Below are 24718 nucleotides of genomic sequence, written 5' to 3' on the forward strand. Positions count from 1 at the left end.
ATCGCTCCACAGGGTCAGTGGTGGTACCAATTCTCACCAAGCTTATCTCGCCCCTTCCTCCGCGGCCACCTGCCCTGTCCGCGCGGCGAGCGCCGACAGGGCGGCGGCCACCGCGGCCGGGTCACCGCGCGGCATCCCGGCCAGCGCTCGGTCGGCCCGTTCCGTGCCCGGAGCCGGGTCGGAGACCCAGCCCTCGATGGTCTCCAGCACCTCCAGCAACCCGGCAGCGGCGGGTGCCCCGCCCTGCTGGGACACGGCCCGGACGGCCTCGAACCAGGTCGTGGCCGCTGTCAGGGGGACCCCGGCCAGCGCCTCGACCAGATCGGCCCAGTGCCGCGGCTGCGAGCCGACGAGGTGGTAGGCCGAACCGACGGCCGACGGCGAGGCGGCCAGCGCCGTCACAGCCCTGGCGGCCTGGTCAACGGGCAGCAGGCGCACCTCGATGTCGAGCTCGGGGGCGCTGCCGACCTCACGGCACAGGCGCAGAACGCGCACCAGCAGGTCGTCCTCGTTCGGGGTGCCCTCGGCTCCGGCGAACAGCCTGCCGGTGCGCACGATGGCGGCCGGGAGGCCTGCCGCGACCGCGTCGGCGACGAGGCGGTCGGCCACCCACTTGGACCTGGCGTAGCCCGACGCGGCCGGTTCGGAGCCGACCACGAGGTGCTCAGGCTCCCCGCGCCCGCCGAACACCGACAGTGTCGAGATGTGCGTGAAGCGGGCACCCGAGGCCGCGACGACGTCGAGCAGCCGCGCCGTCGCCCCGACATTGACCTGACGTAGGACGCCGTAGGGGTAGGCGAGGTTCACCCACGCCCCCGCGTGCACGACGACGTCGAGGTCGGCACCGAGGTCACGCAGCCCCGCTACACCCAGGCCGAGGTCCGGGTCCGCGAGATCGCCGACCACGATCTCGACCCGTTGGTCCTCGGCCAGGTCAAGGCCGTCCAGCCGGTAGCGACGCAGGGTGTCGAGCACCCGCTGCCGGGCCAGGCCGGCATCCCGGGCACGGACGAGGCAGCGGATCCGCTGCACGCCGAGGGCCAGCAGCTCGGCGAGGACGTGCGCGCCGAGGAACCCGGTGACGCCGGTGAGCAGCCACGAATCACTCCCCTGGCGGACCCGCTGGTAGGGGCCGGTGGGGACCGCGGGGATCTCCGCTGGCAGATCGACGGCGGCGGAGGTGCCGTCGATGATCCGACGGCGCACGGCGAAAGCCGTCGCCGCGGGGGTCGGCGTGCCGAACACTTCACTCAGCGCCACGTCAAGGCCGAACCGGCCGTTGAGCCGGTCGAGCATCCGCATGGTCAGCAACGAATGGCCGCCGAGGGCGAAGAAGTCGTCGTCCGGGCCGACGTCGGGACGGTCGAGGACCTCGCGCCAGATCGCGACGACCGCGGCCTCGGTCGCGTCCCTCGGCGCGCGGCGGTCACCGCCGCCGCTCGGCTCCGATCCGGTGGCGGCGGTGACCGCCGCCCGGTCGATCTTGCCGTTCGGGGTACGCGGCAGCGCGTCGACCCAGCGGATCCGGTCGGGCACCAGGTGTGCGGGTGTGCGCCCGCCCAGTCGGGCGAGCAGCTCCGGCGCCGACAGCGGGTCGTGTCCCGACGCCGCGACGACATCGGCGAGCAGCACCGAGGGCCCGGCGGCCGCCGCCGCGGCCGCGGCCGCGATCTCGGGCAACGCGGTCAGCGCGGCCTCCACCTCTGCCAGCTCGATGCGATACCCGCGCACCTTGACCTGCCCGTCCCGCCTGCCGAGGAAGCGCAGGCCGGCCACCGGGTCGTCGATCACGACGTCTCCGGTGCGGTACCAGCGCACGCCATCGCGCTCGACGAACGCGGCCTCGGTCAGCTTCGGGGCGTCGTGGTAACCGCTGGCGAGCCCGACGCCGGCGATCGCGAGTTCTCCGGCCACCCCCGGACCCAGTGGCTCGAGGTCGTCGCCGAGCACGGCCACCGCCGTCCCTGCCAGCGCGGTGCCCAGCGGCACCGTCGGATGACGCAGCCCGGCTGGATCGACCGGCCCGACGGTACTCCACACGGTCGCCTCGGTCGGGCCGTAGAAGTTCCACAGCGCGACGCCGTGCGCGACACTCGCGCGCGCCGTCGCCGACGACAGCGCCTCGCCGCCCGCGACCACTGTGAGCGGCGGGGGCGGGCCCACACGGGCCCACACCGCGGCCAGCTCGGCGAGCAGCGTCGGGGTCGTACTGAACACGTCGACCCGGTGGCTGCGCAGCAGCGTGTCCAACGCGGCGACGGAACCCTGCTCGCGCTCGGTGGCCACCACCAGCGTCCCGCCGCTGAGCAGCGGCGCGTAGATCTCCCACACCGACAGGTCGAAGGCGAACGAGTGCACGCAGGTGAACACGGCGCCCTCGGCCCAGCGCAACCGCTGACGGCAGGCCGCGACGAGGTTGCGGACTCCCCGCTGGCCGACGACGACGCCCTTCGGGCTACCGGTGGAGCCGGAAGTGAACATCAGGTAGGCCGCGACCTGGGGATCCGGATCGGGCGCCGGTCGAGGTGCCGGGTCGGTGTCGAGGTCGCGCGGCGTGCGAACGGCTAGGTCCAGCTCGGCCACGATCTCCCCCACCAGATCCGCGGTCGTCACGACGATCGCGGCACCGGAACGGCGGAGCAACTCGACGCGCCGCGCCGCCGGGTGCCTCGGTTCGAGCGGCAGGTAGGTGCGGCCCGCGAGCTGGCTGGCCACCATCGCCACGACGGCGTCGACACCGCGGGGCAGACAGATCGCGACAGGCCCTCGCTGCGCCGCCGCGAACCACACCGCCCACCGGTCCGCTCTATCGATCAACTCGGCGTAGGTCGCGGTGTCCGGTCCTGAGACGACCGCGGTCTGCTCGGGACGATCCCGCGCCGCGGCACGCAGGGCGGTGGCCAGCTCGGTCTCGTCGACGACCGGCGGGCCCGGCACCGGTGCCCGCGCGTGCACCGCGGCGGCGCGCAGCTGCGCGCGCGTGCTGCCGGGACGCTGCACCGCGACGAGGACCCGCTCGAACGCCTCGGCCACCGCCTCGACGAGCACCCGGTCGAGCACCGCGGTGTCGTACTCCCACACGCAGCGCATCCCGTCCGGGGTGGCGGTGACGTCGAGCGCCAGCTCGAACCGGGCTGTGGCGCGGGTGACGGCCAGCTCGGTGACGGTCGCGCCGTTGAGCCGCAACGGCGCGGTGGGGAAGTTGTGCAGCGCGAACAGGTACTGGAACACCGGGTTGGTGTGCTGGTCGCGGGGCGGCGCGAGCGCCTCGACGAGCTGCTCGAAGGCAACATCGGAGTGCGCCATCGCGAGGCCGGACTGGTCGGCGACGGCCGCGAGCACCTCGGCACCCGTCGCACCCGCCGGGTCGACGGGCACGACGACGGTGTTCGCGAAGTAGCCGATGATCCCCTCCAGCTGCGGATCGCCCCGGTTGGCGACCGGCGTACCGATGCAGAGGCGGTCATGCCCGGTGAACCACGCCAGCACGAGCACGTACGCGGTGAGCAGTACCGAGTAGGGCGTCGTGGCCTGGCGCCGGGCGAAGGCCTGTATGCGGTCGGCGGCCCTCGGCCGGAGCCTGCGCACGATCCGGTCGCCGCCGCGCCCGGCGTCGGGGTCCCGGGGGCGAGCCGCGGCGAGCCGGACCTGCATCGGGAAGCCGGCCAGACGATCGGTCCACCAGCGCAGCTCGCTTGCGACCGAGGGCGAGCGAGCCTCCTGCCGCTGCCAGTGGGCGAAGTCGGCGTACTGCAGTGGTAGCGGCGCGAACTCCGGTGCCCGCCCGGCCACCCGCGCCGCGTAGGCGGTCGAGAGTTCCCCCCGGAACACCGACGTGGACCAGCCGTCGCACACCAGGTGGTGCATGACCACGGCGAGCACGGCCGAGTCCGGGGCCGTCGTCACCAGCAGCGCCCGTGCCAGCGGGCCGTCGTGCACCGACATCGGGCCGTCGAGCAGCTGCTGCACGAACACTCGCGCCCGTCCGAACGGGTCAGGGTCTGCGCCGGTGTCCCGCCGGTCGAGCGGAATCCGGCCGTGCGCGGCGATGAGCTGGTGGACGCCCGCGTCGTCATCGGCGAAAGTGGTCCGCAGGACCTCGTGGCGAGCGACGAGGTCGGCGAACGCCCTCTCCAGCGCCGCGACGTCGAGCGGACCGCTGATCGTCACCGCCGTCATGGGGACGTTGTAGGCGGGTGTGCCAGGGTCGAGCGCGTCGAGGAAGTACAGCCGCTGTTGCGGGAACGAGACGGGGAACCGGACGGCCTGGCGATCTGGCGCGGGCTCAGCCACGAGTCGCCCCCACCCCGGTCAGCGCACGTGCCGCTGACCACATCTCGGGCAGGTGTGTCAGCGCGCCGAGCACCAACTCGGCGTCGGGCAGGAAGTCGACCAACGCCGCGATCTCGTCCACCCCTGCGTCGACCAGCTCGGCGACGGTACGGGCACAGTCGTCCGGGGTGCCGATCAACCCGCCGCCGCCGATCAGCCGGTCGAGGTTGCGGTCGGCGAGTATCCGCACGTCCTCCTCGGAGACATCGGCCCGCGCCGCGCCGAATCCGCGCACCCCGGCCGTCTGCAGGGCCACGTTCGCGCGGATGTAGTCGGTGTAGCTGTCGCGCACCCTGGCATGACGGGCGTCGAAAGCCGGGTCGACGTAGGTGTGCTGCATGAGCGTGACCGTGCCGGTGGTGGGATCGTGCCCGGCCCCGGCCCGCGCCGCCCGGTAGGCGCCGATGTGCTCGACGAGCTGTTCCCGGGTCTGGTGCATGGTCGCGGTGAGGATGTGCAACCCGCGCCTGCCCGCATCCTCGAAGGTGCCCTCGGACTCTCCCGTCACCCATACCTGCAGGTCGGGCTGCATCGGCGCGGGATAGGTGTGCACCGCCACGTCGACGCCCGCGCCGTTGGGCAGGGTGATCTGCTCGCCACGCCACAGCGCGCGGACGGTGTCGATGTCGGCCCACATCCGTGGCTTGCGGTCGGCGTAGGACCTGGGGGCGAGCACGAAGTCGTCGATGTGCCAGCCGGATCCGAAGGACAGGTCCACCCGCCCGCCGCTGAGCCGGTCGACGACCGCCCACTCCTCCGCGATGCGGGTCGCGGCGTGCAGCGGGGAGATCACGCTGCCCGCGCGCAGCCGGACGGTCGTGGTCTCCCTGGCCAGTACGGCCGCGAGCACCGCCGGATTCGGGAAGAGGCCGCCGAAGGCCTGAAAGTGTCGTTCGGGCAACCAGACCGCGTGCAGCCCCGCCCGGTCGGCGAACCGGGCCCCGTCGATCAGCAGCGCGTACGGGTCGGCGGCCGGGTCGGCCGGGGCGACGGCGGAGAAGAACATCAGGCTCAGCCGAGGCTCCCGGACGGCGGTGGCGAGCGCCGGGGTGACCGCGACCGTGGCGGGCGGCGGTACCGCAGCTGTCCCTCGGGACACCGGTGCCAACCTCGCGAACGGGTCGTCGACGGGCTCGTCTGCCGCCCCTTCGACCCGCTCGACGATCGCGGCGATGGTGGGCCGGGCCATGAAGTCGCGTAACGGCAACCGCACCCCCAGGTCCGACCGCAGCCGAGCCAGCATCATCGTCGCGACGAGCGAGTGCCCGCCGAGGTCGAGGAAGCTCTCGTCGGGGGCGATGTCATCGATCCCGAGCAGGTCTCGCCACACGTCGGCCACCCGCACGGCGAGGCCATCGCCCGGCCCTCTCCCGGAGCGCACGACGGCGCGGACGGGCTTGCTCTGCCGGACGTGGGCGAGCGCGTGCCGCAACCGGTCCTGCTCGTCGGCGGTGTGTCCGACCGCGACCTCGCCGAAGTCCCGCGTCGACACCACCACCTGCGCCGGTCCGGCGGCGAGCACTCCGGTGAACACCGTGGCGGCGTCCTCGGGGCGCAGCGCGTGCCCGAACGTCGTCTCCCGCCAGATGCGCAGCGCGTCCGGGAGCGTAGTGTCGACCGCCATGCCCGCACCGCTCCAGACGTCCAGGTCGGCACTGATCCAGCGGGTTCGGCCCGGGCGGCGCTCCGCGGTGACGGCGTCGAGGAACGCGTTGGCGGCGCAGTAGTCGGCCTGGCCGAACCGGCCCAGTATCGCGTTGTGCGAGGAGCACAGCACGACGAAATCGGTGTCCTCGGTGACGACCGCGGCGTCCAGTGCGCGGGTCCCGGCGACCTTCGGTGCCAGCACCCGATCGGCGAGCGAGGGCTGCAGGGTGGCGATCAGGGCCTCCCCCGCCAACCCGGCGCAGTGGAACACCCCGTGCACCGGTTGCGCCACAGCGCGGGCGAGGTCGGCCGACGAGGTCACGTCGGCCTGTGCGTACGTCGCGTCGACACCCGCCGAGGTGAGCGCGGTGAGGGCGTCGGCGACGTCCTCGGCGGCGCGGCGCCCGATCAACAGGACGCGCGCGCCGTGGGAGCCGAGCCAGCGCGCGACGGCCGTGCCGACGCCACCGAGCCCACCGGTCACCAGGTAGGTGGCACCGGCCCTGACGGGTGCGGGGCCGTCGGGCACCGGCACCGGGTCGAACCGCTGGATGTGCGGCACGCCGCCGCGCAGCGCGACCGTCGCCTCCGCCAGCGCGAACGTCGCGGCCAGGCCGGACCCGGCGTCGCCTGCCGGGTCGAGGTCCACCACCTGCGTGTCGAGGGTGGCGACCTCCAGCGGCAGCACCCGCGCCACCCCGAGCGCCATCGCTCGCTCGGCGACGACATCGTCGCCGGGGGTGGCCGCGATCGCGCCCCGGGTCAGCACATGCACGCGCACGGCGGGCCCGTCGGCCAGCACGGCCCCGCACGCCTGCGCGAACCGCAGGGTGTCGTGGAAACCGGGCCCGTCGAGTCCCCACGCGTACACCACACCGGCCGGGGTCACGCCCGCACCGAGACTGCGGAGCACCTGCTCGTGATGGTCGCGCTCGCCGGGGTCGGCGCGACACTCCCGGGCGCCCAGCTCTAGTTCGGCACCCGACCAGGCGACTCGGACGTCGGTGTAGTGCTCGCGCAGCGCCGCGACGAGGGTGCGGCCCAGCGCGGTGTCCGGGGCGAGCACCACCCACGGCCCGGTCGGCGGCGGGTCGCCCGTGGCGTCGACGGCCGACCAGGACGGAGCCCAAAACCAGCGGTCCGGGTCGAGCCGAGGCGCGGCGCTCTCCGTCACCTCGGCGGCAGGCACAGCGGCAGACCCGGCGGGGTCGATCCAGTGCCGGTCGCGGGCGAACGGATAGGTCGGCAGCCGCAGCCTGCGCGGCTGCCGCGCCGCCCGGGGACCCACGGGAGGATCGACGGCAGCGCCGTACTCCCACAGCGTGCCCAGTGTCGCGGCGAATGCCGCGGCCTGTCCGCTGGGTTCGGCGGCACTTGCTATCTGGACGATGGGCTGGTCTCGGATCGTGCTGGCCGCGACCCGAGCGGCGAATCCGCGCGATCCCGCGTCGATGAGCAATCCGACGCTCGGGTCGGTGAGCGCGCCCAAGGTGGCGAGTCCGTCGGCGAACCGCACCGTGGAGCGCAGCTGGCGGGCCCAGTAGCCAGGGTCGGTTGCCTCGGCATCGGTGAGCAGGCGACCGGTCACGTTCGACACGACGGCGTACCGCGGCGGGCGCGGTGCCGCGGCCACGACGACGTCGGCGAACGCCAGCGCCGCCGGATCCATCGTCGCCGTGTGGAACGCGTGGGAGACAGCGAGCAGTGGGGCCTCGGCTTCGTCCACCGTGCCCAGCCAGGCCAGTACGGCGGCCCGCCGGCCGCCCACGACGGTGAGCAGCGGCGCGTTGACCGCGCAGATCTCGACTCCCGCGACATCCTCGAGCAGCTCGCGCACGGTTGCCTCGGCCAGCGGGACCTGTGCCATCACACCGGGTTCCATGCCTTGTACGAGGCGGCCACGCTCTGCGACGACCCGGCACGCGGTCGGCAGGTCGAACACCCCCGCCAGGTGCGCGGCGGTCAGCTCGCCGATGCTGTGCCCCAACAGGGCCACGGGCTCCACGCCCCGGTCGTGCAGCAGCGCGGCCAACGCCGTCCCCAAGGTGAACACGGCAGGCTGGGTGTACTCGGTGCGACTCAGCCTCTCCGTTCGGTCGGCGGCCGCGGTGTCGAACAGCAGCTCGCGCACGTCGGTGTCGAGGTGCGCGGCGAAGCTCTCGGCGCAGGCGTCGACGGCGCGGGCGAACGCGGGTTCCTGCGCGTAGAGATGGCGGTACGCGCCTGCGCGCTGCACGCCCTGCCCGGGCAGCAGCAGCGCGACGCCTCTGCCCGGCCCGGCGATGCGGCCGGGGTCGACCCGGGCTGCACGCAGCCGGGTCACTGCGTCTGCCACCGATGTGGCGGGCACGGCGAGGCGGTGCACATGGCGGCGCCTGCCGCGGCGCAGCGTGCCCGCGACGTCGCCGAGATCCAGGTCCGGATGGCGTTCCAGGTGGTCGGCCAGTGCGGCACGGACCTCGTCGAGTGCGTCGGCGGTCGCGGCGGACAGCAGCAGGGTCGTGGGAGTCACCACAGGGGAAGTCACGGTGCCTCCTCGATGACGACATGGCAGTTCGTGCCACCCATCCCGAACGAGCTGACCCCCGCCCGGCGCGGGCCGGGTGCGGTCCGCCATTCCCCTGGTTCGGTGGTCAGCGCGAACGGCGTCTCCGCCAGCCGTAGCGCCGGGTTCGGGTCACCCAGGTTGATGCTCGGCGGGACAACCCCCTCGCGGACCGCGACTACCGCCTTGACCAGGCTCGCAACCCCCGCGGCCGCGCTCAGGTGGCCGATGTTGGGCTTCACGGAGCCGATCACCGTGCGCTCGCCGGGTGGCAACCCGTACGCGCGCGTACTGGCGGCGAGCTCGATGGGGTCACCGAGCAGCGTGCCGGTGCCGTGTGCCTCGAGATAGCCGATGCTGGCCGGGTCGACGTCGGCCGAGACGAGCGCCAGATCGATGACCTCCGCCTGGGCGTCCATGGCAGGGCCGGTCCAGCTGGGTTTGGCGGCGCCGTCATTGTTCACCGCACAGCCTCGGATGACGGCGTCGACGTGGTCGCCGTCGGCGAGGGCATCGCCGAGCCGCTTGAGCAGGACAGCGCCGACCCCGTCACCGAAGACCGTGCCCGCGGCGTCGGCGGCGAAAGTGCGGCAATGCCCATCCGGCGAACAGATGCTGTCGGGCGTGTATCGGTAGCCCGCGCGCAGCGGCAGCCCTACCCGGACGCCGCCCGCGAGTGCCATGTCGCACTGGAACATCAGCAGGTTCTGCACCGCGGTGACCACAGCGACCAGCGACGTCGAGCACGCGGTCGCCACCGAGACGCTGGGCCCGGTGAGACCCAGCTGCCAGGACACGCGGCTGGTCAGATAGTCCTTGTCGTTGCCGAGCAGCAACGGAAGTTCGTCCAGCTCGGTGTGCAGGCGGGTATGGGAGTAGAGGTTGAACGCGTACTGGCTCAGTCGAGCTCCGGCGAAAACCCCGACCGGAACGGCGACGTCGTCCGGGCAATAGCCGGCATCTTCGAACGCGGTCCAGCAGGCTTCCAGGAAGACGCGCTGTTGCGGATCGATCGAGCGGGCCTCGTAGGGCGAGTAGCCGAAGAAGCCGGCGTCGAAGCGGTCCGCACCGTCGAGGACGCCCTTGGCGGGTACGTAATCGGGATCGTCGAGCAGCTCCTGGGGCACTCCCTCGGCGCGCAGCTCATCCGGGGTGAATCGGCTGATCGACTCGACGCCGCCGCACACGTTCTCCCAGTACTGCCCAACGTCATCGGCCCCCGGTACGCGCAGCGCCATTCCAATGACCGCGACGGCGGTCTCGTCGGGGTCAGGTGTGCTGGTCGATACGGCCGAGGAGGTCGTCACCGTCCGGTCCTTCCGCGCCGGCCTCTGGCGAGCGCGGCGCGGTAGCGCCCGGCCCGCTCGACACCGCGTCCGGCCACCTGCTCAGCGGTGCCGACGGTCAGCAGGGCGACGTCGGAGACGGTCGCGCAGCGGAACAGGTCCACCACGTCGAATTCGACCGGTGCCCACCGGCGCAGCCGCTCATGCAGTTCGACCATCCGCAGCGAGTGCAGGTCGAGTCCGGCGAGCCGGTCACCGGGTGAGACCGGGTGCCCGACCAGCTCCTCGACGTCGTCGAGCGCCCTGGCCAACGGTCCTTCGGCAGGGTCGGATCGTCCGGACCGCCCGCGCCGGCCGGTGTCGAGGGTGTGCAGCGCGGCCCGGTCGATCTTGCCGCCGGGCAGCCGGGGAATCGCATCCACCGCGACGAACCGCGACGGCACCATCACCGAGGGCAGCACGGTGCGGCAGTGCTCCAGCAGGGCGGAGTGTGCGTCGCCTGCGCCGGTGTACCAACAGACGAGTGCGGCGTCGGACCCGTCCCCGACCAGGCCGCACACGACCTCGGCGGCCCCGCCCGCCCGAACGACGGCGGCCTCGACCTCCTCGAGCGCAATCCGGTGGCCGCGCAGCTTCACCTGGTTGTCGCGGCGCCCGAGCAGCTCGATCCGCCCGTCGGGGCCCAGCCGGGCGAGGTCACCGGTGCGGACGAGCGGCGCGCCGGACCCGTCGGTGCCGAACCGAGCCGTGCCTCCTGCCTCCAGCGGCGCCCCGACACAGCGGCCCCCGACGGCCAGCTCACCCACGATCCCGTGCGGCAGCGATACACCGGCCGCGTCGACGACGGCGAGAAGGCAGTTGTCGATCGGGCGCCCGATCGACACCTGGGCGGCACCGTCGAGCTGCTCGGCGGCGTCCGCGACGGCCACGTTGGACGCACATTCGGTCAGCCCGTACAGGTTGAGGAGCCGATGGTCGGGGAAGCGGCGCAGCCAGGCGCGGGCCAGGGTGGTGGTCAGTGGCTCGGCGCTGGAGGTCACCAGCGACAGGGACCGTCCCACCGCGACACCGGGGCGCTGGGCATGTCCCAGCAGCAGCTGCAGCACGGGAGGAGAGGTGAGCAACCGGGTGACCCGGTGCCGGTCGAGAAGGTCCCACAACCGTGCCGGGTCGACGAGGTCGGCCATCGATGCGATCACCGTCGGATGCCCGGTGAGCAGACCGCCGAACACCTCCCACAGCGAGCCGACGAGCCCGAGGGACTTCAGCCAGACGCCGCGGCCCGACGCCGACCACGGGTGGCGCTCCCACATCCACCGCAGCCGGTTCAGTACCGAGCCGTGCGAGACGCGGATCCCCGAGGGGGCGCCGGTGCTACCCGAGGTGAACAGGATGCACAGGTCCGCGTCCGGCCCGGCGGGCCGCCCTCGCCTGCGTGCCCGGTCGGCACCGACCGAATCGGCGTCGACTGAATCGGTCGGGACGGCGGGCAGCCCGAGACCGTCGTCGGGTCCGAGCACAGCGACCGCGCTCGTGGCCCGGATCATCTCGGCGCGCCGGGCGTGCGGCAGGTCGGGTGGGACCGGCACCCACACCCGGCCCGCCTTCATCGCGGCGAGCACCGCCACCACGGCGGCCAGGCCGCGGTCGTGGGTCACCGCCACCGGACCCCTGGTGCGCGGCCCGAGCTGTTCCAGCATGGTGGCCACGGCGTCGGAGCGCGCGTCCAGCTGCTCGTAGGTCAGCCACCGCGGCCCATCGATGACCGCGACGGCCCTCGGCCGGTGCGCGACCTGGCGTTCCCACAGCTCGAGCAGGTCGGCACCGGGTTCGGTGTGCTCACCGTGCAGCACCGACAACGCCAGCCCGGCGTCACGGACCGCACCCGCGACGACAGTCGCCACGGCGGTCCCCGGGTCGCACACGGCACGCAGCACCGCGGCGGCAACGACGTCGACGAGCCCGGTCAGGAACTCGGGGGCGCTGCCGGCGACTCCCGAGGAAGACACCCGGACAACCAGCCTGCCGGGTACCGGCACGCACAGCTCGACGGCGGTGTCCGGGCCTGATGGCGGGCAGTCCGCGCAGCTCACGAGCACGGCGGGCGCGGCGATCCCCGGTGGGCAGCCACGCATGCGGGTGCGGCGTTCGCCGAACGTACGGTGGGCGTCGAGCAGGACTGCTCGGACGGAGGGGGCGTCGTCCGGAGTCGCTGGACCCGAGTAGACATCGACCGGGACCGGTGCGGCGCACTCGCCCGCACAGACGTGCACCCGCACGATGTCGGCGTGCACACCGGTCCAGACCCGCAGCACCCAGCCCAGCAGCACCCCGGCCAGCAGCCGTTCAAGGATCGGCTCGTCCCCGGTGAGACGGGTACGCGCGGCGGCGGTCACCGTGACGGACCGCTGCGACGGCCGCCGGGTCGCGGTGCCCGACTCGCCGAACAGCCCGCGCAGGGCACCGGTGTCAGCGTCGGCGACGCCGCGCCAGAACGCGGCGAGCGTCGGGTAGTCGCGGTCGTTCACCCAGGCCGGGTCGGTGACGCCGGCTGCCGGGCCGGCACCGGGATGCCTGATCAGGATGCTGGTCACGGGGCGATCACCTCGAAGACGACGCCAGGTCGAAGTGCGGGAGTCCGGGTTCGGTGTAGACGCGATCGGCGAGGATCCAGTGCGCGGCGCTCACCCCTTGGGTCCCGGTGGTGACGCTGTAGGTGGGGGCCAGTCCGGCGAGCACCATCGCGAGCTCGTGCTCCAGGTAGGGCATCAGGAACTGCTCGGATGCGGCATGCACGCCCCACACCGCGGGTGCGGGATCGACATCGCCGCGCGCGGCTCCCGTCGCGCTCGCGTCCGGCACGGGGGCGTGTGCCTCGACGAGCACCAGCCCGTGTCCCAGGTAGGGCGCCCACCGCTGGACGAGCCCGACGAGGTCGGCCGCGCCGACGACCGCGGGGATCGTCCGCCCCTGCACGGCGTGCGCGGTGGTGAACCGGTCGGGCAGCGCCACCCGCGAGGCGTCGTCGCCGAAGCGGGCCAGCATGTCGTGCAACAGGTCTGGGTGGCAGCGGAGACGGGCTCGTTCCAACCCGGCCACCGCGGCGACGGGATCGGCATCGGCGAGCTCGCGGTCGTGCAGCAGGAACATCTGCGTGTGAATGAGGTCGCCGAGCTCGACGTCCGCGGCCGTGCGCAGGTCAGCGGCGAACCGGTCGGGGTCCACGACGTCGGCCTGAAGGACCGTGGTCACCACACCCGGATGCGCGGCCCGCTCGTCGAGCGTGGCCCTGGCCCTGGCACACGCCGCGGGTGAGATGTCCGCACCGACCGCGTGCAATGGGTGGGTGCCCAGGTGACGGCCGCGCAGCGTCTCGCGGACGACGAGCTCGACAGCCGAGGACAGCGGTTCGCCGGACCCGCAGCCGATGTCGGCGATCCCCCTCGGCTGCGCTGCCAGATCGGGGTCGTCGAAGACGGGCAGCAAGACTCCGCGCAGCAGCTCGGTGCGTAGCGCGGTGAGCGCGGTGTTCTGTGAGCTGCCCCAGATATTGACCTCGCGCAGCACATTGTCGTCGTCCCGGCTGCTGCGCGAGCCGCCACCGAACACGACCCGGTCCAGGTCGGCGATCGTCGCCACGTAGGAGACGACGACGCCGAGGTTCGCGGCGAGCTCACGCTGCTCCACGCCGACGGGGGTCGGTTCGCCTGCCTCGTCGAGGTGGCCCAGCGCACGCAGCACCGGTACGAGCTCGGGATCGGGCGGCAGGCCCTCGGCGGCTCGGCGGGCCACGCGCACGAGCACCGGGCAGGCGACGACGCCGTCGAGGTGGTCTGCCCAACCCGACGGCCCGGTGCCTGGCCGGATGCCCCACCGTCGGCCGATGGCGTCGGTGACCGAGGTGAGCAGGTCGTCGAGCTCGGGACCGATCGGGGCTGAGGGATCCGCCAACGCGGGTACGGTCGCGGTGAGGAGTCCCAGCGCCGGCGCCACCGCGGGCTCGGCTGCCCGCCAGGCCAGCAGGATGTCTTGGCCAGGGGCGGTCAGCGTGGCCGTGACCTCGTGGGGTGCGCCGGTCGTGGTCAACCGGACCCACCCGCGCAGTGCGAGCGTGCGCAGCGCGCCGAGCAGCCCGCCGGCGGCCCCGTCCACTCCGGCGGCCCGCAGCAGCCCCGCCAGGTCCACCGGTCCGTCCCGCATCGTGTCGAGCACGCCGCGAGACCCCAGCACCTGGAGGGTGGGGACGAGCACGAACCCGTTCAGGTACCGGGTGCCGAGCGCGTCGCCCGCCCGCCACGCGCGGGTGGTCGAGCGGATCATCGGGGCAGGTTCCGCTTTCCTGCCGACTGCCGGGCCAGGTCTTCGCGCAGATAGTCGGCGTAGCTGCGCCTGCTGCCGCCGAAGGCCTCCATCTCGTCCTGCAGGTAGGTCTCGTAGCTGTAGACCTCACCCGCGAGCAGTGCGGCCGCATCGATGTCGTTGGCCGGGTCGACGGCGAGGAACCAGCGCTGGTCGAAGGGGTGACCGAGGTCGAGGTGAATGCACCGCAGACCGGCGTCGGTGACCCATTTCTCGATGCTGTCCCGGCGGAACTGCGTCACCCACGGGTAGACGAACTCCTCGCCCACATGGTCGGTGTCGCTCTCCAGGTAGGTCGCGGCGAAGATCGACTTTTCGTGCATGCACGCCCTGGCCTGCTGCAGGCAGCGGCGGATGTGGTTGCCAGGGGCGTGGGTGAAGACCGAGTGCACGTTGACGAAGTCGAACTGGACGCCGAACTTCTCCAGTGAGTAGTCCGCGTCCTCGAGGAAGGTGGGCCGCTTCATTCCCACGAACTCCGTGCCGAGGTGGGCGGCGATCCCATCGTGCAGCGCCCACGAGGTGGGCTCGACGCCGTAGTAGTTCCCCGGCCGCAGGTACATGATCGACAGTCGGCCGCCGCGCAGCGAGCCGCACCCGACATCGGCGAGCCGGTGGGTCTCACGCATGCCGAGCTGGGTGAGCATGCGGAACTGCAGCGCGCCGATCCGGTCGTAGTACTCCGGCGGGCCGACCCAGGCACGGTAGTGCTGCTCGCCGATGGCGACTCCGTCGCCGAAGTCGTTGGCCAGTTCCTGGGACGTCGCCGACGGGGTGGTCGATGTGGACACGGTGGCGTGGCTCCTCTGGTTGCCGGGTGCTGTCGGCCGGATCGGGTTTCGCGGATGGGGCACGCTCGCCGAGAGCGAGCCGCGGTCAGGCCGCGCCCGCGAGCAGCGGCTCGTCGGCGTGCAGCGGGGCGAGTGCGGCGGTGTCGCGGCTGCAGACGTAGTCCGGCGGTTCGTCGCCACCGGGCTCGGGCAGGTTGTCGACGCGGTTATAGGTGATGTAGAGGACGCGCCGGGGAAACGGCGTCACGTTCGGCGACGAGCCGTGGACGACAGTGCCCGCGAAGAAGACGACCGAACCCGCGGGCGCCGTGGTGGCGACGATGCCGTTGCTGTGGCAGAGCTCAGCGATCTGCTCGGCGCCGAGCACCCCATCGTCAGTGAGCGGAACCGGCGCGCGGTGGCTACCGGGAACCATCAGCAGTGGCCCGTTCACGGCCAGCATGTCGTCGAGCAGGACCGCGGCGCTGAGCACATCCGGGCGTGGCAGGTGATCGCGTCTGCTCCAGAAGGCGTAGTCCTGGTGCCAGGGCCAGCCCTCGCCTGCCATCGGCGTGTTCAGGGTGACCTTGGTCTGGTGTACGTAAACGTCACCGCCCAGTAGTCGCCGCGCCAGCGCGAGGATCCTCGGCATCCTGGTCAAGCGGGCATACACCGGCGCACGGTCGTGCACGCCGTAGACGATGCGGAGCGAGCCGTCCCCGGTGTTGCACAGGGTGGCTTCCGGCCGGGCGCCGGCGGCATCGACGGCCGCGCGGCGCAGGGTGTCGATCTCCTCGGTGCCGATCACCGGATCGATGACGACATAGCCCTCGATGACGTACCGGTCGACCAAGGCTTGATCGATTCCAGCCTGATCGACCCTGACAGAGTCCGGCACGGTGTCCCCTACCACATTGATACTACCAAATAAGGTAATGGTCCTACCGTTGAACGGTAGCAGCGGTCCCCTGGGAGCGTCAACCGTCCGAACATATCCAAATCTGGTCACTGACCAGGCATTTTCCTGGCGCGAACGCTGCTGTCCGGTCGACTCTCCGCGACGTCGCCGCGCGCCCGCCGCTTGCCATCTCCGAGTCAGCCGGACAAGCTTTCCGCTATTGGTACTACCACTCTCGTCAAAAGAGGACACCATGGCCGACCCCACAGCGCACGGGATACCGGCAGCCGTCTCGACCGGTCCCCCGCCCCGGCGACTCAACCGTGCGGTGTTCGCCAGCACCGTCGGCAACGTCATCGAGTCCTACGACTTCATCCTGTACGCGCTGATGGCGACCGTCGTCCTGCCCTCGGTCTTCTTCCCTGGCCAGAGCACGACCTCAGGTGTGCTGCTGTCGTTCGCCACCTACTTCGTCGCCTTCGTGGCGCGGCCGGTGGGTGGACTGTTCTTCGGCCATATCGGCGACCGTCACGGGCGCAAGCGCGCGCTGCTCACGACGCTCCTGCTCATGGGGGTCGGCACCGCCGGCATCGGGCTCGTGCCCGGCCACGACCAGATCGGCGCCGCCGCGCCGGTGGCGCTGGTGGCGCTGCGCGTGTGTCAAGGGCTGGCACTCGGCGGCGAGTGGACCGGCGCCGCGCTGCTGGCGATGGAGTCGGGCTCGCGCCGAGAGGTCGGCTATCGGACCGGTTTCCCGCAGGCCGCGAACCTACTCGGAATGAGCGCCGCCACCCTCGTCCTGCTGGTGCTGCGCCTGCTGCCAGACATGGACTTCTTCGCCTGGGGCTGGCGGATCGCGTTCCTGCTCAGCGCCGCGCTGATCACCCTGGGCATGTGGTTGCGGCTGCGGGTGGAGGAGACCGCCACGTTCACCGGGATGGTCCAGGCCGGGACGACATCCCGGTGGCCGCTGCTGGACCTGGTCCGGCACCAGCCCGCGACGGTCGTTCTGTGCACGCTGCTCAAGTGCGGCGACATGGTCGTCTATTACCTGTTCACGGTGTTCATCCTCGCGTACGGCCCGACCGTGGGGTACGACCAGAGCTTCCTGTTGCTCTCGGTGGCGATCGGCGCGGCCGTCCTCGGCCTCGCGACACCACTGTTCGGAATGCTCGGTGACCTCCTCGGCCACCTGCGGGTGGCCGTGGCGGGCGCGGTGGCGGCCGCGCTCGTGTGCCTCTGCTACTTCCCGGTCTTCAACGCGGGCAATGAGCTCGGCACCGTGTTGCTCATACTGGTCAGCCTCACGACGTACTCGATGATGTTCGCCAACCAGGGCGCGATCTTCGGACTCGCGTTCGCACCGGCGTGGCGTTACAGCGGTGGTTCCGTCGTGATCAACACAGCCGGTCTGATCGCATCCGGACCCGCGCCCTTCGTCACCACCGCCCTGTTCGCCACCCTCGGCACGACCGGCGTGGCCGGTTACGGAGTAGGCGCGTGCCTGATCACAGTCGCCGCCTCAGCCGTACTGCTGGCAGGCCGCCACAGCGGACCCGACGACCTCCGGTAGCTCGACGACTCGTCGACCATCATCCCCACTTGTCACAATCAGCCCCCTTGACTCATTGTCTGCACATCGAATCAAATATATTCGTTCGCAACAGTGGATGCTATTCATATTGCCCGGACCGTGACCAGCGCGCTGATTAGAGTAATCTCAGCGGACTGCGAGGTGCACTGAGGCGAATGCTAATGAAATGCTAAATCCACGTCGCGTGCATTGTTGCTGACGTACGGAGAAGGGTCGTCGCGATGCTTCACCAGACATATGCCGACAGGCCCCCCGTGCCGCCGGAACAGCGACCGCAGATCGACCCGATGAGCGCCGACCAGCGGCTGCTGGCTTCGCAACGCGCCTACGAAAACTTCTTCCGTGCCACTTATCCGCCACTCGCCATCCAGCTGCACGCCGTCCTCGGTAATCGCGAGGAGGCGCACCGTGCCGCCTACCTGGCGTTGCGTCACGCTGCACGGCGCTGGAACGAGGTCGGCGAGCTGGCCAACCCGGCCAGCTGGGTACGGCAGCGGGCCAACGCCACCATTCGTCGGCAAGCCCGGCTGAGCTTGATCCGCAACCTCGCCGGAAGACGCACCAGTACATCGTCACCAGCCCAGCCGGGGTCCGACATCGCAGTGCTCGACGCCTTGCTGAGCTTGCCGGATGTTCAGCGGCGCGCGCTCATCTTCATCCACCTCGGGCGGTTGTCCGTGGATCAGCTGGCGCTCGAAGAGCACATCAACCACGCCACGGTCCTGAGCCGGTTGGCCTATGGCACAGCAGCACTGGGGCACCGGCTCAACTACGACAGCGCGGAACGGGGCGAGGTCAGCTCCGAGCCTTGGGCAACCACCGAGATCAACGATTGGGCCCATCGACAGCTGAGCCACCTGGCGTACCAGCTGAGACCTACCCCGGGAACCGAGCCGATCCCGACGGTGTCCCACCGACGGTGGTCGACGAATGCCACGATCGGAGTGGTTGCCGGGGTGCTCGCGGTAGTCACCATTGGGATCGGCGTCACCACCCAGCTGGGCGCGTCGAGCTACGCCCCGAGCGCTCCGCCCAGGCTGAGCGCCACCATCCCCACTTCTCGGACGGCCCTTCCAGCACCCCCCGCGGTAGTCCCGTCCGCACCCGTTCCCGCTGCCCCGAATTCGGCCGTTCCCGCAGCGACCCAGGCGCCGGTCGCCCAGGCCCCTGCTCGGTCCAGGGCGCCCTCCAGCGGTGAGCGACCAACTGCCGGAACCGAGCGGACCCCAGCGCGCAAACCCTCGACGCCGACCCACAGCCATTCCGACCGGGCGCACTCGGAATCGAACCACCCCAACGACCACGATTCCCCAAGCGATCATCCGGAGCCGGACGACTGGCGTCGGTCCCGTGTCATCGAGGAACAGCGGCATGCGGATGTGTCGCGCGATTCGACCTACGGCTACCCCCGCGAACCGGAGCGTCGGCATTACCCGTCAGCGCCCGATGACTACCCGCAATCCCGGTTCACCAGCGTCCAGCCGTCGAGCACCGAGCAGGCAGTGGCACCCGAACCGGCCCCTACTAGCCCGCCCGGACCCGTGGCTGACCTGGACCAGCCCGCAGACCCGTACCATCGCTCCGATCCCTACCAGGCTCCGTGGTCGACACCGAACGGCGTCAACGACCACGAGTGGGCCTCCGGGTCGCGCACCGTGCCGAGTGGCTCAGAGCACCGATCCGTTGATCAGCCGAGCCAAGCACCACAGGACCTTGATCGTGCGGAACCGACCCACACAGGCGATCCGGCCTGGTGAGCGTGTCCTCCGCTGAAGCCGCGGCCGTCGTGACGGTGGAGCCGGAACGCGCACCTTCGGCTCGACACCGCGCACCGCACGTTCACGCCGCGCCATGTGCACATCAAGCGCCGTGGACGTCCGGTGCGCGGTGTCACCCGAATTGTCACCGACCGCTTGCCGGCAGGCTGGCACAGCGGACCCGACGACCGCGGCGGCAGAGACCAGGGCCGCGATCATTCCGTTGCGCGACGGCCGCCGCCGTGGTTGATTCGATGAAGTCCCCATTCGATCACCCGCACGATCCACTGCCCGTCACGCGCGTCGGAGACACGATCGGCGATGCGTGCGAGTCCCGAGCCGGTCACCCCGAGTGCGACAGCTCGAGCAAACGAAAGATCACTGGATTCCATGCACGCAGAGCAGAGCCGCTCGGGCACAGCGGTCACCCTCGTCCGGCTCCATCCGGGCGAACACCTCCACAGCTCGCTGACCGATCTCATGACGCGGTCCGGCTGGCCTTCGGCGGTGCTGGCCTCCGCCATCGGGAGTCTGTCGGAGCTTCGCTACTCCTACGCGGAGACCGACCAGGCCGGCCGACCCACCTACTCACCCGCACGGACCGAGCGCGGACTGATCGAGATCGCCTCGCTACAGGGCCACCTGGGCCGCACCGACGACGACGAGCCGCAGATCCATCTGCATGGTGTATTCGCCGCCGCCGACGGACGAGTCGTCGCCGGGCACGTTCACTCCGCCACGGTGCTGGTCACGATCGAGATCGGCTTGCTCTGCCCGTCCGACGTGGGCTGGCGGCGCACGATCAGTACCGATCCGCGTCATCCTGGGCTGCCCGTACTGGACCCGGTACCCGCCTACTCGCTGACCGGCCGAGAGCTCGACCTCGTGCTGCTGCCTCCGGCGGCCCCGGGCGTCAACACCCCGTCGGTGGCCGCCTCGAAGGCGGCGAAGTGATCATCCACGCTCCGTGCCGCCGCCACCACGTCGCCCGAGGCGACGGCCAGGTGAATGTCGCGATGGACCATGGTCATGAAGTCACGCCAGCCGATGATCGTGCTGAGTTGCTCCTGCCGCCGCACGACTGACGTGCGCAGCGGCCCGCTGAGCGCTACCGCGAAGAAATTGATCGCCGTGTTGTGCGCGGCCCGCAGTAGTGCCTCGTGGAACTCGGCGTCGGCACGGATGAGGTCCTCACCTTCGTCTGCCTCGTCGATGCGCTGCGCGGCGCGCGCCAGATAGCCCAGCAAGACGGGATCGGCGAGCCGGGCGGCCTCGATGGCGGCCTGGCGCTCGAGTGCGATCCTGACGCTGTGCAGCGAGCGCAGCGTCAACTGTGAGGTCGTGACGGCCACGCTGAGCCCGACCGCCAGCCCGGCCGGGTCTATGTCCTGGGCGTAGGTGCCGGCTCCGACGGTGCGCCGCAGCACCCCGAGCGCCTCTACCTGCTGCAACCGGTCGCGCAGGGCGGTGCGGCTGACGCCGAGCATGAGAGCGAGCTGCCGCTCGCTCGGCAATCTGCCGCCGGGCCCGGCCTCGCGTATGACCTCGGCGAGTTGCTCGACGATCGGGTCGGAGCCGTAGGGGGACTGCAACTCCTGATCGTCCGGAACCACGGTCTCCACCCCTCAGCTGGCCGCGACGCTCCGGGCCGCAGTGGTGTTACCATACGCGCGGGTAGTGTGGCCGCCCCGCGACCGTCGGCGGACCCGTCCGTTGCCCTCATCCGTGCGGAGAGCGATGCGAGACGTGGTGCGGGGCCCGGTCGGGACGCTGATCTCCGGCGGCGCCGACTCCGCAACGCTCGCGGCGTGGGCTGCCCGGGAGGGCTACCACCAGCGCGGGTTGTTCATCAGCGCGCGGGAACGAAACAGCGCACAGGAGCTGCGCTGCGCGCGTGCGATCACCGACGGTCTGGGGATCGGGCTGGAGGTCGTCGACCTCGGCGCCGTATTCCGCCCGACCGCCGACCCCTACCCGTTCGATGTGGAACTGCACACTCTGCGAGAGCAGCCCGAACTCGTCAACCTGGCGGCGATGACCAGCTTCAACACGAGCCTGCTGATCACCGCGGTTCGGGTCGTGCTCGCGGGCGGCCGGTCGCTGCTCGTCGGACTGCACGGCGACGACCTGGCGACCAAGCCCGCGTTGGCAGACTCGATGATCGCGCTGCAGGAGGTTGTGCGCTGCACGGTCGGCACCGTCACCCCGGATGAGCCGTTCTCCTTCGAGCTGCCGTTCCGCGACTGGTCGGCCATGGACGTGATCCGCGCCGGGCTCGAACTCGGGGTCGACTTCGCCGCTACCTGGAGCTGCCGGACCGAGGGGCCGTCGCCCTGCCTGACCTGCCGCGACTGCACCGCCCGTGCCGCGGCCTTCGCCGCGGCGGGCGCACCGGATCCGGCGCTGCCGCGCCGGTGACCGGGGGCGGCCGGCGAGTAACGCCGGACTGAGCAGTACGCCAAATGGTAGTACCGATCGATCGGGTCTTCCGATACGCTGCGCGAGGCAGACCTCAGACCTCAGACGACTTGCGGTCACTCTGCCCGCGGCGGGGAGGACATGCGTGCCGACATGGCGGAAGCTCGAACGCGGGCCAGTCGTCCCGCAGGTCGAGGCGTTGCTCAGAGAGCGCCTGCGGACCGGCGGCTGGGCACCGGGCGAGAAGTTGCCAAGCGAAAGTGCACTGGCGGCCGAGATTGGCGTTGGCCGTTCCTCGGTGCGCGAGGCGGTCCGGCTGCTGCACCGGGAAGGTCTGCTCGCCGTGCACCACGGTTCCGGCACCTTCGTTGCCGAGCCCGGCGCGCCGTCCGCAACCGTGGCCCAGCTCCTGCGCCGGGCCCGGCTGCTGGAGATCTACGAGGTCCGGCGGTCGCTGGAGGTCGAAGCCTCCCGGCTGGCCGCACAGCGGGCCCGACCGGAGGACCTGACCGAGCTGCGCGCGCAGCTCGCCGAGCGTGCGGCCAATGCCGACGACCCCGCGAGCTTCGTCGCGACCGACCTGGACTTCCACCAGGCCATCGTGGCGCTCTCGGGCAACTCCGTGCTGGCCGAGCTCTTCGCCTACGCACGCCCGATCATCCAGGCGACCTTGATCGACCGGATCGCCCATGACGGTCCGCTGCTCGACACCGATCAAGCGCACGACGACCTCGTCACCGCTCTCGAGCAGCGCGACGAGGCCGCCGCGATCGCGGCCACGGTGGCCAACCTGGAGCAGACGATGCGGCAGCTGCGCGCCGAGGAACCGGAGCTGGACCGGTGACCCTCGGATGGGTCCGGGATCCACGATGCCGAAGTCAGCGTGCCGAGATCTCCGGAGCGGAGGCCACCAGCGGTCACGACTGGGCCGATTCATCAGACGTCCGACGAAAGGAGTGTGCACGGTGATCAACGATCCGGGAACAGCGGACCGGCTCAGCACAGGAGGGGCACTGGCGATCGGGGTCACCGGCGGCGCGGTCGGCGGCCTGCTCGGCGGCGGCAGCGGCGTCTTCTTCGTCCCCGCGCTCGACCGGTTCGCCGGACTGCCGCGCAAGGTGCTGCACGGCACGTCGACCGTCGCCAACATCGCCGTGTGCGCGATCGGCGCCGCGGTCTACGCGCTGGCGGGCGGTGCGATCGACCTGCGGGCAGGCTCCGGGCTCATCATCGGCGGCATCATCGGCGGCTTCTTCGGAGCCGGGATCATCTCGCGCATCCCGGAGCGGATCCTGCGGATCCTGTTCATCGCCATCGTCCTGATCACCGCCGCGAAGCTCTACCTCGATGCGGCGGGCCTCGACCCGCTCTACGGCAAGGCGGCCGTCTCCCCCGGCCTGCTCGCCAGTCTGTGGTTCGTGCTCCCGGTAACCATCGTCACGGGGGTGATCATCGGGGCATGGGCCGCCGCGCTCGGCCTCGGCGGCGGACTGCTCGCCGTGCCTGCCCTGGTCCTGCTGTTCGGCGCGGACCTGCACACCGCGGCGGGAACCTCGCTGCTGATGTTCGTGCCCAACTCGATCGTCGGCGGCTACATGCACCTGCGCAAGGGCACTGCATCCGCCCGGCTGGGCCGGCTGTTGAGCGTCGGCGCCGTCCCCGGCGCCATCGCGGGTGCGCTGCTCGCCCTCGCGCTCGACAGCGTCGTCCTCGGAGTCGTGTTCGGTACGTTCGCCCTCGCGATGGGCATCCGGGAGATCGTGTCGATGATCCGAGCCGACCGGGCCGCATCGGTGCAGAACCATGCGGAGAGTTCCACGACGGGCGCCGACCGATGATCGGCGGCCCAGTCCACCGCCGCATACCCACTCAGGAGAATGACGCATGAGTCTGCCTCGCGACCCGTTCGGACTGCCCCGTGCCGAACACGTCGGCAGCCTGCTACGACCCAGCTCCCTCAAGACGGCGCTGGACAAGGTCTACGCACCTGGCCATACCAGCATGCTCGAACACGAACGAACCCTCGATCTCACCGAATTGCACGAGGTGGAGGACACCTGCATCCGCGAGGTGGTCACCCAACAGGAAACCGCGGGCATCGAACTGGTGACCGACGGCGAACTGCGCCGCATGCTGTTCCTCAACTCGGTTTACGACGCCGTCGAGGGAACCGGTCCACCGACGGCACCGATTCCGTATCCGGACCCGACCGGCCGAGGCGAGGACATCTACTACCCGGGAATTCCGGAGGTCATCGGTAGGCTCCGCCGGATCGGCAATCCGGCCAAGGCTGAGATCGAATTCCTGACGTCGATCACCGCGCGCGCCCCGAAGGTCAGCTTCCCGGCTGGATCGTGGTGGCCCGGCCCGTTCGGATACGTCGAGGGCACCACGACCTCGGCGTACCCGGACCGCGAGGAGTTCGTCGCCGACGTCCACGCCATCCAGAAGTCGTTGATCACCGAGACGATCGCCAGTGGCGCAGGACACGTCCAGTTCGACTTCCCGCCCTACGTCGTGGTCGGCGACGAGACCTGGCGGCGGCGCCTGGAGGGCCAGGGCATCGACATCGCCACGATGGTGGCCCGCTGCCTGCGGGCCGACCGCGACATCCTGACCGGCCTGCCCGAGGGGGTGACCACGGCACTGCACATCTGCCGGGGGAACTACAAGTCCCGCTGGATCTGGGAGGGCTCGCTCGAACCGGTGGCGGAGCAGGTCTTCAACCTGCCCTACAACCGGTTCCTCGTCGAATGGGAGGACGCCTCCAGGGAAGGCGATTTCTCTGCCCTGCGCCACGTGCCGCCAGGTCCAACGGTCCTGCTCGGCATCGTCAGCAGCAAGGACCCCGAGCTCGAGACCCGCTCCGCGTTGTTGCGCAAGATCGAGGAGGCGAGCGCCTACCTCGACATCTCCCAGCTCGGTATCGCCCCGCAGTGCGGGTTCGCGTCCTCGGCACCGGGCAACGTCCTCAGCGAGGACGTCCAGTGGCGCAAGCTGGAACTCGTCTGCCGGATCGCTGAGGAGGTGTGGGCCTGATCAGCTGCACTATGGTATTACCATTGCCGAACTCTGTGCTACGTTCGTGTCACCTCCCGCGGTACGAGGGAGC

General features: G+C 71.2%; 16 protein-coding genes. 7 read left to right on the forward strand and 9 right to left on the reverse strand.

What is annotated here, in order from left to right; genetic code table 11:
* Positions 1–42: 42 nt before the first annotated feature.
* From G406_RS0115090 to G406_RS47015, 7 genes are all read right to left on the reverse strand, one after another.
* Positions 43–4293, reverse strand: coding sequence for a non-ribosomal peptide synthetase (locus G406_RS0115090; RefSeq protein ID WP_028934504.1), 4251 nt, complete (start codon positions 4291–4293; stop codon positions 43–45).
* A complete protein-coding gene (locus G406_RS54020; protein WP_169736696.1) occupies positions 4286–8506 on the reverse strand; it encodes a MupA/Atu3671 family FMN-dependent luciferase-like monooxygenase in 4221 nt (1406 codons plus the stop codon). The genes G406_RS0115090 and G406_RS54020 overlap by 8 nt, the downstream gene beginning before the upstream one ends.
* Positions 8503–9831 (reverse strand): beta-ketoacyl synthase N-terminal-like domain-containing protein, encoded by a 1329-nt coding sequence (locus tag G406_RS54025; RefSeq protein ID WP_051342132.1) that lies wholly within the window; start codon positions 9829–9831, stop codon positions 8503–8505. Before G406_RS54025 ends, G406_RS54020 begins: the two co-directional genes overlap by 4 nt.
* Positions 9828–12404: a non-ribosomal peptide synthetase gene (locus tag G406_RS0115100; RefSeq protein WP_028934505.1), complete on the reverse strand. Its 2577-nt coding sequence runs from the start codon at positions 12402–12404 to the stop codon at positions 9828–9830. The genes G406_RS54025 and G406_RS0115100 overlap by 4 nt, the downstream gene beginning before the upstream one ends.
* Positions 12405–12411: 7 nt before the next feature.
* Positions 12412–14130 (reverse strand): AprA-related methyltransferase, encoded by a 1719-nt coding sequence (locus G406_RS0115105; RefSeq protein ID WP_028934506.1) that lies wholly within the window; start codon positions 14128–14130, stop codon positions 12412–12414.
* Complete coding sequence (locus G406_RS54030; protein WP_028934507.1) at positions 14127–14960, reverse strand: class I SAM-dependent methyltransferase; 834 nt, start codon at positions 14958–14960, stop codon at positions 14127–14129. The genes G406_RS0115105 and G406_RS54030 overlap by 4 nt, the downstream gene beginning before the upstream one ends.
* Positions 14961–15045: 85 nt before the next feature.
* Positions 15046–15837 (reverse strand): phytanoyl-CoA dioxygenase family protein, encoded by a 792-nt coding sequence (locus G406_RS47015; protein WP_169736697.1) that lies wholly within the window; start codon positions 15835–15837, stop codon positions 15046–15048.
* A gap of 253 nt (positions 15838–16090) precedes the next feature.
* On the opposite strand from G406_RS47015, the gene G406_RS47020 reads away from it, so the two are divergent.
* Both G406_RS47020 and G406_RS0115125 read left to right on the forward strand, forming a co-directional pair.
* Positions 16091–17410, forward strand: a complete 1320-nt coding sequence (locus G406_RS47020; RefSeq protein ID WP_169736698.1) for an MFS transporter — start codon at positions 16091–16093, stop codon at positions 17408–17410.
* 308 nt (positions 17411–17718) lie between these two features.
* Positions 17719–19188, forward strand: a complete 1470-nt coding sequence (locus G406_RS0115125) for a SigE family RNA polymerase sigma factor (RefSeq protein ID WP_156934889.1) — start codon at positions 17719–17721, stop codon at positions 19186–19188.
* A gap of 215 nt (positions 19189–19403) precedes the next feature.
* On the opposite strand, the gene G406_RS57795 is transcribed toward G406_RS0115125, so the two are convergent.
* Positions 19404–19580 carry a hypothetical protein gene (locus G406_RS57795; RefSeq protein ID WP_169736699.1) on the reverse strand — a complete coding sequence of 59 codons (177 nt, stop codon included), beginning with the start codon at positions 19578–19580 and terminating at the stop codon, positions 19404–19406.
* On the opposite strand from G406_RS57795, the gene G406_RS55660 reads away from it, so the two are divergent.
* A complete protein-coding gene (locus G406_RS55660) occupies positions 19579–20142 on the forward strand; it encodes a PPC domain-containing DNA-binding protein (protein ID WP_028934509.1) in 564 nt (187 codons plus the stop codon). The two genes, G406_RS57795 and G406_RS55660, sit on opposite strands and share 2 nt — an antisense overlap.
* Here G406_RS55660 and G406_RS47025 read toward each other — a convergent pair.
* Positions 20043–20801: a FadR/GntR family transcriptional regulator gene (locus tag G406_RS47025; RefSeq protein WP_169736700.1), complete on the reverse strand. Its 759-nt coding sequence runs from the start codon at positions 20799–20801 to the stop codon at positions 20043–20045. The genes G406_RS55660 and G406_RS47025 overlap by 100 nt on opposite strands.
* A 112-nt stretch (positions 20802–20913) precedes the next feature.
* On the opposite strand from G406_RS47025, the gene G406_RS0115145 reads away from it, so the two are divergent.
* The 4 genes from G406_RS0115145 (at position 20914) to G406_RS0115160 (ending at position 24645) form a co-directional block, all read left to right on the forward strand.
* Positions 20914–21606, forward strand: a complete 693-nt coding sequence (locus tag G406_RS0115145; protein ID WP_281172435.1) for a 7-cyano-7-deazaguanine synthase — start codon at positions 20914–20916, stop codon at positions 21604–21606.
* Positions 21607–21751: 145 nt separating this feature from the next.
* Positions 21752–22450 carry a FadR/GntR family transcriptional regulator gene (locus tag G406_RS0115150; RefSeq protein WP_028934511.1) on the forward strand — a complete coding sequence of 233 codons (699 nt, stop codon included), beginning with the start codon at positions 21752–21754 and terminating at the stop codon, positions 22448–22450.
* 121 nt (positions 22451–22571) lie between these two features.
* On the forward strand, positions 22572–23444 hold the full coding sequence (locus tag G406_RS47030) for a TSUP family transporter (RefSeq protein WP_245607120.1): 873 nt from the start codon (positions 22572–22574) through the stop codon (positions 23442–23444).
* Positions 23445–23490: 46 nt separating this feature from the next.
* Positions 23491–24645 carry a uroporphyrinogen decarboxylase/cobalamine-independent methonine synthase family protein gene (locus tag G406_RS0115160; protein WP_028934512.1) on the forward strand — a complete coding sequence of 385 codons (1155 nt, stop codon included), beginning with the start codon at positions 23491–23493 and terminating at the stop codon, positions 24643–24645.
* The last annotated feature ends 73 nt before the right edge of the window (positions 24646–24718 follow it).

The organism is Actinospineispora spinosispora DSM 44797 (assembly GCF_000429025.1).
Classification (GTDB): Bacteria; Actinomycetota; Actinomycetes; order Mycobacteriales; family Pseudonocardiaceae; genus Pseudonocardia; species Pseudonocardia spinosispora.